This is a genomic window from Rhizomicrobium sp., from assembly GCF_056722145.1.
This window is the reverse complement of sequence record NZ_JBWZET010000327.1, coordinates 1-8566: the sequence shown is the minus strand read 5'-3', so window position 1 is coordinate 8566 and position 8566 is coordinate 1. Positions and strand designations below refer to the sequence as shown.

Sequence of the window (8566 nt, the reverse complement as noted above, 5' to 3'; positions counted from 1 at the left end):
CAAGACATTCTCAACGACGAATTCGTCGGCAAGTACCTTGCTCAGACGAAGGAGAAGGGGAAAAAACCGGCAGCGAAGAAGCCGGTCACAAAAAAGAAGGCCAAGAAAGCCAAGCCGCACTGAGGTTCGCCCCCCGTCCCTCTTTGCGCTATCGTCCTCCTCCCGGATCATCCGGGAGGGGGACGCTATGACCGGATATTTCCGCGTTGCCCGCCACGAAAGCCCCCTGACAGCGACGGTTTTGCCATATCGGCGGCCGGTGGAATCTATTACCGTCCGGCAGGTATTCGGGGAGTGGATGACATGCGGGGCCAGATTCTCAATTACAGCCCGGAAACCGGCGAAGGCTTGATCGCGGGCGCTGACGGCAAGCGGTACACCTTCAAGGGCACCGAATACCGCGGTCGCGTGTTCGACATCCGCCCCGGTCTGGCGGTCGATTTCGAGGCGCACGAGGACGGCACCGCAACGGCGGTGTTCCCGATTGCGCCGTCGATGCCGATCTCGGGGGCCAAGTCCAAGGTTGCGGCGGGGCTGCTGGCGATTTTCCTCGGGTCGCTCGGCATACATAAATTCTATCTCGGCTATTCCGGCGCCGGCGTGACGATGCTGCTGCTGACGCTGTGCACCTGCTTCATCCTCAGCCCGATCATGGCCATCATCGCGCTGGTGGAAGGCATCATCTACCTGACGATGACCGACGAAGCGTTCGAGCAGACCTACGTCCGCAATCAGAAGTCCTGGTTCTGAAATAAGCCGCCAAAAGCACTGCCTGCCGGCGTTAATGCCTGATGGTAAGCATTTTATACAAGATATGTGCGGTAAAAATGTCGACCGCGGGCATGGTTGCGTTACCTGATAACGCTTACCATCCGCGCCGAGATTGCACTCTCCGCGCCGCGGTTGCCTTATGGCGGCCACATTCGGGCGAGGGAGAACGCGGTCATGGATCGCCGGCAGTTGGATTGCATCAGCCAGCGCAGCCATCAGATTTGGGAACGCGAGGGCGGCCAGGTCGAGGATTACCTCGATCGCGCGCGGGCCGAGATCGAAGCCGAGTGGCGCGTCGCGCTGCACGACGAAACCGGCGCTTTGGTGCCGCCGCTGCTGCCGATTTCGCAACGCCCGGTGCGCCGCTCCGCCTGACGCACTCCGCATCGTGATCCGCCCGATCGGTGCCGCGCTTGTGATACCGGTAACGCAGTGATCCGCACACGGAGCATCGTGGTGGGTGGGACCGGTCACATCGGTTTTTCTGCGACAAAAACGACTTTTTTTGAGGCTGATTTTTGCCAGCTTTGGCGCGGGCCGGGCGGCCTGATTGCGCTACCTGACAGCGCTACCTACGCAATAACACGAGGTTGTTGCTCCATCGGGGTTTGTCCCTACTTGCTCTTGAAAACAGGAGAACGAGATGGACCCGAACGCCATCGCACCCGCCGCCCAAGACGCCTCAGAAGCGTGGCTGAAGAACCGGATGGAAATCGAAGAAGAGTGGCACTCGGCCCTCAACGGCGAAATGCCCGATCTCGTTCCCGCCAAGCTGCCGATCTCGACGCCGCCGGTGCGCCGCGCCGCCTAGAGCATCGGACGTTCGGTCGGAATCTCTTGATCGTCCCACGCCCCTCGGCGTCATGGCCCGCGACTGCGGGCCATCCAGGTGCCATCTGCACAACTCCGAAGTTCACGACAGATTTGACCTGGGTCGCCCGCAGTTGCGGGCGATGACAGTGTTGGGGTGGCGATCTCCCATCAAAGTCCGCCGCCTAGGGTTCCCCGAACGGTTCGGCGTGGGCGACACTGCGCCAGATGCCGGGCACCGCGGCGCGCAGTTTGCGTTCGAGCGCGTCGACGATGCTGTGAATTTCGGCCACCGTGCGCTCGGGCGCCGTGCGGCAGTGGAAAATCACGATCAGGCCCTGTGTCGTCTGGCGCGCCCGCACATTGTGAATGTCGGTCAGAACGCCGTCTTCCGCCGCCAGCCGTTCCAGCGCCGCGGAAATCTCGTCCAACGTGGCCGCATCGGCGTCGCTGCCGGTGACGGTGGCGTCCTGCAGCGGCTCGATATGGGTTTCCACTTCGGTTTCGTGACCGAACTCCGAGCGCATGTCGACTTCGAGATTGGTGGCGATGCGGTGCGCCTCGCCGAGGGGCAGGGTGCCGACGACTTCAAGATCGAAGCTCAGCGACAGCCGGTCGCCGGCGCCGATGCGATGGGCGGTGATGTGATGGACGTGGGCGCCGTGATTGGCGGCGATGATCAGCGCCCGCTGCTGGATGGTTTCCTCGTCGAGCTTCAAGGGATGAGTGGTGACGGTGACTTCCGCTTCCGGCATCGCGCCGCGGATCGCCTCGGCCACCGTCTGTTTCTGGCTCAATACCTTGGTCAACGGCCAGCCGCGCCCGACCGCGATATCGACGTCGACGAACGCCACGCTGCCCGCCGGGCGGATACGCACGCGGCCGATTTCGGTCACGCCCGGCACCTCGCGCACGGCCGCGGTGATGCGTTCGGCGGCGCCTTGCGGGGCAGTGTCGATCAGGGTGTCGAAGGTGCGTCGTCCCAGCATCCAGCCGGCGCGGCAGACGAAGATCGACACGCCGACGGCGGCGATGGGGTCGCCGATCGGCCAGCCGGCCGCGACGAAGCCGAGCCCGATCAGAACCACGGTGGAACTCAAGACGTCGGACGAGAAATGCAGCGCGTCGGCTTCCAACGCCATGCTGTGGGTTTTCTTGGCGATGCGCTTCAGGGCGCGGGCCCGGCCGATGTCGATGGCAATGGAAGCGACAATGACCACGAACGACCACGCCGTCGCTTCCACTGCGATCTTCGGCGCCATCAAGCGATGGATCGCTTCCCAGATGATCCACAGCGAGGTGAGGAACAGCAGCACCGTCTCGCCGAGCGCCGTCAGCGCCTCGATCTTGCCGTGGCCGTAGTGATGTTCGGCGTCGGCCGGCTTGTCGGAGACGCGCACCGCCATGTAGGTCATCACGGTGGCGCCGAAATCGAGCAGGCTATGCAGACCCTCGGAGATGAGGCCCAGGCTGCCGGTGAGCAGCCCGACCGTGAACTTGCCGATGGTCATGGCCAGACTGGCGGCCATGGACGAAATGGCGACGGCTTTTTTCTCGTGGGCGTGGGTCACGGGGGGAATCTCCGGTTCGCCCCGTTATAGCCGGTTAGTCGCCATGCGCGCGCTGCGGGCGATCCGCCGAGCCGCCCGCCAACACTCGCAAGACCGGTTACACCGGTGCGACTGCACGCCGCTGCGGCGCAACGCGGGGCCGGGTTTGGCGTTTCGCCTGTAACCGCCTGTTGGCATTTCGATATTTTGTCATCAGACAGGCCGCGATGAGGGCGATGTCAGGTTTGGTCCTGGGTAAGTCACGAATTAGAATAATTGTGGATGGCACTTAGCTGTTCGGAGTAGCGAGCCATGTTCCACGACGACAACGAATACGATATCCGCGCCGACGAAGCCGAGCGGCTGGCGTTCTCCACGCGTGATCCCGTTCTGCGTGAGGACATCCTCAGCCTCGCCCGGATCTACCGCGACTACGCCGAGTATTTGCGTGGCCGCCCCGCCCACGAAGACGACGCCGACTGGCGCCGGGCGGTGAACGGGTAGCGCTCGCGGGCGCCCGCGAATGTCGCTACAAGCGCGGCCATGTGGCTCCTCTTCGCGTTTCTCGGACCGGTGTCGTGGGCGGTATCCGTCCACATCGATAAATATCTGATCGACCGCTACTTCCCCGACAGCGACACCGCGGTGCTGATGCTGTTCACGGCGCTGGTCGGCATGCTCGCGTTGCCGCTGATCTGGTGGTTCGCGCCCGAAGTGCTGGCGCCGTCGCTGAAGGCCATCGTGGTGATGACGGCCTCGGGCGTGATGTACATCGGCGCCATGCTGTTCTACCTCAAGGCCATCCAGAGCGAAGAGGCGTCGGTGGTGGCGCCGATGTTTCAGCTCACCACGATCTTCAGCTTCCTGCTGGCGTGGCTGATGCTCGGCGAAACCCTGACGCTGCTGTCTGCCGCGGGGGCGGCGCTGATCCTCGGCGGCGTGCTGTTCGTGTCGCTGGGCGCCGATTTCAAGCTCACGGCGCTGCCGTGGAAAATCATGCTCGGCATGGTGGCGTGCACCTTCATTTTGGCGCTCGCCAACGTGATCTTCAAATTCTATGCGGTGAAAGACGATTTCTGGACCACCACCTTCTGGACTTTCGTCGGCGAGGGTCTGTTCGGCGTGGCGTTGTTGCTGCGCGGCGCGATCCGCCGGCAGTTCGTCCACCTGATCCGCACCCACACCGGCGCGCTTCTCGGCATCAATGGTGCCAACGAGCTGATCAATCTCGGCGGCGGCCTGTCGGTGCGCTATGCCACGCTGCTGGCGCCGGTGGCGCTGGTGTCGGCGGTGGCCTCAACCACGACGCTGTTCGTGGTCGCGTTCGGAACCGTCGTGAGTATCGTGGCGCCGCATCTTTCGCGCGAGGACACTTCGCGCCGCAGTTTGATCCGCAAAGGGTTCGCGGCGGTGATGGTGACTGCCGGTGTTCTTCTGGCGAGCCGCTGAGCCTCAGGTGGTCAGGTCGACCACGGTGCCCTTTGCCTCGGTCTGCTGCTGCAGCTGGTCTTTGATCTCTTGCTGCATCTGCTTCATCACGGCGGCGCGGTCCTCGGGGCTCATGGCGGCGAGCTTGTCCTTGTCGAGGCCGTGCGCTTTCAGCCAGTTGTCGACCATCCGCTGGGCCGGCGATTCCTTCATGTAGCTCATGAAGGTGTCGCTCGCGCTCGGCTGGGTGGCGCTGTCGAGACTCGTCTGGGTTTGTGCTGGCCGATTCAGGCCAGCCGTTGCGGCAAAGTTGACGGGATTGAAGCCGCCGACACTTCCAACCATGGTTCCCCCTCATTCAGCCGCGCGGGTCTCGGAAGGATTTGCCTTCGGCTGCCCGGCATTTCCGGGCGGATGTGGCAATTTATGCCCGATTTCCGACCTCCGGAAGCCCCGCTGGCGCTGTCTGGCTCCTGTCTCGCAAGGACTGCGCCAGTGGCAGGCGGCCATCATTCGGTCACCTGTTAACTTCACCCTCGGCGAACCAAGACAAGCGGTCGATTTCCTGGTTATTGTTCCGTTATGAGACACAGGGGCAAGGGGGTGAGGACGTTCGCCGTCCTCTATATGCTGGGCGCAGCCGCGCTCGGCTTCGGCGTTCTTGTGCCGCCTCAGCATCCTTGGTCCGAAGAGGCCCGACATGTCGCCGAGGCGACGCCCTCCGCAATCGGTTCAGCTGCCGGCGTCACGGCGCGCGCTGCCGACCGCCATGTGATCACCCCAGCGTGGACCTGGACCGAAAAGACGGCGTCAGCCGCCTGGCAGGGCGTTTCCGATTGGTTATGGCCGAAGCCGGCGCCGGCGCCGAAAGTGGCCGTCGCCAAGCCAAAGCCCGCCGCGCCGGCGCTGCGTCCGGCGATCATTCCGCCGACGGCAAAGCCGCCCGCGATGGAACTGGCACCGCAAGAGGTGGAAAGCGAGCCGCTGACGCCCGCGCCCGATGCGGCGCCGCCATCGTCCGCCGAGGTTGCGCGCGTGCTCGCGCATCTCAAGGTCAGCCTGACCAAGGAGCTGTACGACAGCTTCGACCTCTATCTTTATGTCAGTAAGGCCGACCACGGCCCGTGGCATCAGCGCATGTTCGTCTTCAACAAGGAGACGAGCGGCTACATCAAGCTGATGTACAGCTTCCCGGTCTCCACCGGGCAAGATCATCCGGTGCCGAGCCCGGACGGCAAGGCGATGTGGAACACCAACACGCCGACCGGCTATTTCCAGATCGATCCCGACCGCGTCTACCGCCGCTATACCTCGCAGCAATGGGGCCACAAGATGCCCTTCGCGATGTTCTTCTCATGGGAGAACGAGGGGCGGCAGACCGGCATCGCGATTCATGCCGCTGTCGATGACGACGTGCAGCTTCTCGGCACCCGCGCCAGTGCCGGCTGCGTCCGGCTGCATCCGCAGAACGCCGAGCTGCTGTTCCGCCTGATCAAGAAGGATTACCGCGGCCTGACCCCGCTGTTCGCCTACGACCGTCGCACCGCGACGATGTCGAAAGAGGGCCTGCTCATGCACGACAAGCAAGGCAAGCTGCAATACGCCGAGGGCTACAAGGTCCTGGTCCTGATCGAAAACCAATCCGGCGACGATCTGGTGGCGGCGTTGTTCTGAGCTCTCGTGTCATCCCGGCCAAGCGCACTAATGCACGCAGGTGCAGAGGAGGGCGCGGAGCCGGGACAAACCTTTTCACTCTCGTCTCAGTTCATACATCGCGATCGCGGCGGCGTTGGAGACGTTCAGGCTCTCCATGGCGCTGTCGATCGTGACGTAGGCGGCGGCGTCGCAATGCTCGCGCACCAGGCGGCGGATGCCGGAGCCTTCCGAGCCCAGCACCAGCGCGATGTCGCCGTTGTCGGCGGCGGCGTCCTTGAGCGGGCCTTCGCCGTCGCCGGCCAGCGCGACGCGCCAGAAGCCGAGTTTCTGCAGCTCATCGAGAGTGCGCGAAATGTTGACGACACTGATCACTGGCACGATGTCGAGCGCCCCCGAAGCGGACTTGGCCAGCGCGCCCGATTCCGGCGGCGAGTTGCGATCCTGGACGACCACGGCGGCAACGCCGAAGGCGGCGGCAGTGCGCAGGATGGCGCCGGCATTGTGCGGGTCGGAAATCTGGTCGAGCACCAACACGATGCGGCGGCGCTCGGACGGTGCCAGCAAGGTTTCGAGATCGCGCCGGGGCAGCGGCTCGCACAGCAGGGCGACGCCCTGGTGCACGGCGGTGGGCGGCAGCATACGGCCGACCGCTTCGACGTCGACGGTCTCATAGCGCACGCGGCCGAGCAGCTTGGCGCCGATCTCTTCCGCCGAGCGGGTGGTAACGAGGCAGCGCTTGACCTTGCGGCGGGGATTTTCCAGCGCCGCCTTCACCGCGTGCAGGCCATAGAGCCACAAGCCGGATTCCGGCTTCTCGAAACGGCGCGGGCGGGAGCCTTGCGGCTTGCCCCCTGGCGGCTTCGTCCCCTGCAAACGGGCGCCTTGCGGCTTCGCACCCGGGCGAGGGCCTTGCGGCTTCGCACCCTGCGGGCGAGGGCCATGGGCACGCGGCTTTTCGGACTTGTCGGAACGGGGCCGGTATTCCCGGCGGTCATTTTTAGGCATGGCGCCTTATAAACTGAGCCAGGGCAGGCGCAACCGGTCTGGCCTTGCCGGCGACTGTTACAGGTGTTACATGTGTTACACCTATAACTACCGTTGGCGGCAATGAGCTGACGCAGGAGGTATGTGTGAAGACGAGTACCGGTACGCGCGTCGTCCGCATTTCGCGGGCGTTGGACGAGCGTCTTGACGCGTTGGCGGCCAAGACCGGTCGTCGCAAGAGCTATTACGCGTCCAGGGCGATTGCGGAGTATCTGGAAGACTACGAGGACTATCTCCTGGCCATAACGGCTTATGAGGAAAGCAGGGGAAAGCGGAGTTATACACTTGCCGAAGTCGAGCAACGGCTTGGCCTGGGGGCTGGAGATCACGCCGCGCGCCGCGAAGGACCTAAAAAGGCTCGGAACGGTCGATCAGGCTCGAGTAACAAAATTTCTCAGAACGAAGATTGAAGGGACCTGCAATCCTCGTTTTGATGGCAAGTCGCTGGGAGGGGCTTTGTCCGACTTCTGGCGGTATCGGGTTGGTTCGATTCGCATTTTGTGCCGATTGGAGGATCACCGAGTGGTTGTGGTCGTCGTGGCGGTCGCCCACCGTCGCGAGGTTTACCGTTCGGGTTGATCCGGGGTTGCCAAAGCGTGGAGCGGGAGTCACCCTGCGTGGCGGATTCCCGCGGGGGAGCAAAAATTGGCTTTCCCCGCGTTAGGGAGCTATTGACACATTTAAGCGTTTGACCAATAACCCCCAATCCGCAGCGCGACTCCCGGAGGCATCACACACGTTCTACCCAGGCGGGCGGGCGAGGCTCTTGCGCCTCCGTCCGAGGTTCCTAAGTCTTTGATTTGGTTTAAGGGGGAGTGTCCCGAGCGGCAAAGGGGACGGACTGTAAATCCGTTGACTACGTCTTCGTTGGTTCGAGTCCAACCTCCCCCACCACCAAATCAAAAAAACGGTCCTGGGAGGCCCAAATCTTAAGAAGGCTGCGGGGCTGCAGAGCCGGAGGTGTTTGTAAGGTCGGTAGCGAAAAAGGAGTCGAACAGGCGGGTGTAGCTCAATGGTAGAGCAACAGCCTTCCAAGCTGATGACGAGGGTTCGATTCCCTTCACCCGCTCCAACTTCCGACTGATGGAGGTAGTCCGGCAAAGCCAAAAGCGATGTCGGGCGCGAGTTAGAGACGAAATTTCCCGCATCTGCGGGCTGGACGAGACAAAAGGGCGCGACAATGGCGAAGGCCAAATTTGAGCGGAATAAGCCGCACTGCAACATCGGGACGATCGGCCATGTCGACCATGGCAAGACGTCGTTGACGGCTGCGATTACGAAGATCCTGGCGGAGACGGGCGGGGCGA

The 8566-nt window shown here is 63.2% G+C and carries 12 protein-coding genes and 2 tRNA genes; 11 read left to right on the top strand and 3 right to left on the bottom strand.

Annotation, left to right across the window (positions count from 1 at the left end; translation table 11 throughout):
- Nucleotides 1-303 precede the first annotated feature (303 nt).
- The 3 genes from AC1P6P_RS17565 (at nt 304) to AC1P6P_RS17555 (ending at nt 1582) form a co-directional block, all read left to right on the top strand.
- A complete protein-coding gene (locus tag AC1P6P_RS17565) occupies nt 304-750 on the top strand; it encodes a TM2 domain-containing protein (RefSeq protein WP_481403742.1) in 447 nt (148 codons plus the stop codon).
- A gap of 195 nt (nt 751-945) precedes the next feature.
- Entirely contained in the window at nt 946-1146 is a 201-nt protein-coding gene (locus AC1P6P_RS17560) for a hypothetical protein (RefSeq protein WP_481403741.1), read from the top strand.
- 268 nt (nt 1147-1414) lie between these two features.
- On the top strand, nt 1415-1582 hold the full coding sequence (locus AC1P6P_RS17555; protein WP_481403740.1) for a hypothetical protein: 168 nt from the start codon (nt 1415-1417) through the stop codon (nt 1580-1582).
- Nucleotides 1583-1766: 184 nt separating this feature from the next.
- Here AC1P6P_RS17555 and AC1P6P_RS17550 read toward each other — a convergent pair whose 3' ends face one another.
- A complete protein-coding gene (locus AC1P6P_RS17550) occupies nt 1767-3152 on the bottom strand; it encodes a cation diffusion facilitator family transporter (RefSeq protein WP_481403739.1) in 1386 nt (461 codons plus the stop codon).
- Nucleotides 3153-3443: 291 nt separating this feature from the next.
- On the opposite strand from AC1P6P_RS17550, the gene AC1P6P_RS17545 reads away from it, so the two are divergent.
- Both AC1P6P_RS17545 and AC1P6P_RS17540 read left to right on the top strand, forming a co-directional pair.
- The gene (locus tag AC1P6P_RS17545; RefSeq protein ID WP_481403738.1) at nt 3444-3635 is read left to right on the top strand and encodes a hypothetical protein; all 192 of its coding nucleotides are present in this window, start codon (nt 3444-3446) and stop codon (nt 3633-3635) included.
- 39 nt (nt 3636-3674) lie between these two features.
- Nucleotides 3675-4580, top strand: a complete 906-nt coding sequence (locus AC1P6P_RS17540) for an EamA family transporter (protein ID WP_481403737.1) — start codon at nt 3675-3677, stop codon at nt 4578-4580.
- 3 nt (nt 4581-4583) lie between these two features.
- On the opposite strand, the gene AC1P6P_RS17535 is transcribed toward AC1P6P_RS17540, so the two are convergent.
- Complete coding sequence (locus AC1P6P_RS17535) at nt 4584-4904, bottom strand: hypothetical protein (RefSeq protein WP_481403736.1); 321 nt, start codon at nt 4902-4904, stop codon at nt 4584-4586.
- Between the two features lie 258 nt (nt 4905-5162).
- Between AC1P6P_RS17535 and AC1P6P_RS17530 the strand changes: the two genes are divergently transcribed.
- Nucleotides 5163-6233 carry a L,D-transpeptidase gene (locus AC1P6P_RS17530; RefSeq protein WP_481403735.1) on the top strand — a complete coding sequence of 357 codons (1071 nt, stop codon included), beginning with the start codon at nt 5163-5165 and terminating at the stop codon, nt 6231-6233.
- A gap of 75 nt (nt 6234-6308) precedes the next feature.
- On the opposite strand, the gene rlmB is transcribed toward AC1P6P_RS17530, so the two are convergent.
- A complete protein-coding gene (gene rlmB, locus AC1P6P_RS17525; RefSeq protein ID WP_481403734.1) occupies nt 6309-7088 on the bottom strand; it encodes a 23S rRNA (guanosine(2251)-2'-O)-methyltransferase RlmB in 780 nt (259 codons plus the stop codon).
- A 257-nt stretch (nt 7089-7345) separates the two neighbouring features.
- Here rlmB and relB point away from each other — a divergent pair, with 257 nt between their 5' ends.
- From relB to AC1P6P_RS17500, 5 genes are all read left to right on the top strand, one after another.
- The gene (gene relB / locus AC1P6P_RS17520; protein WP_481403733.1) at nt 7346-7669 is read left to right on the top strand and encodes a type II toxin-antitoxin system RelB family antitoxin; all 324 of its coding nucleotides are present in this window, start codon (nt 7346-7348) and stop codon (nt 7667-7669) included.
- Complete coding sequence (locus AC1P6P_RS17515) at nt 7566-7838, top strand: type II toxin-antitoxin system RelE family toxin (protein ID WP_481403732.1); 273 nt, start codon at nt 7566-7568, stop codon at nt 7836-7838. The genes relB and AC1P6P_RS17515 overlap by 104 nt, the downstream gene beginning before the upstream one ends.
- A gap of 230 nt (nt 7839-8068) precedes the next feature.
- Nucleotides 8069-8153, top strand: a tRNA-Tyr gene (locus AC1P6P_RS17510).
- Between the two features lie 104 nt (nt 8154-8257).
- A tRNA-Gly gene (locus AC1P6P_RS17505) sits at nt 8258-8331 on the top strand.
- A gap of 108 nt (nt 8332-8439) precedes the next feature.
- Nucleotides 8440-8566 (top strand): GTP-binding protein (locus tag AC1P6P_RS17500; protein WP_370153578.1); only part of this gene is annotated, 127 nt, incomplete at its 3' end.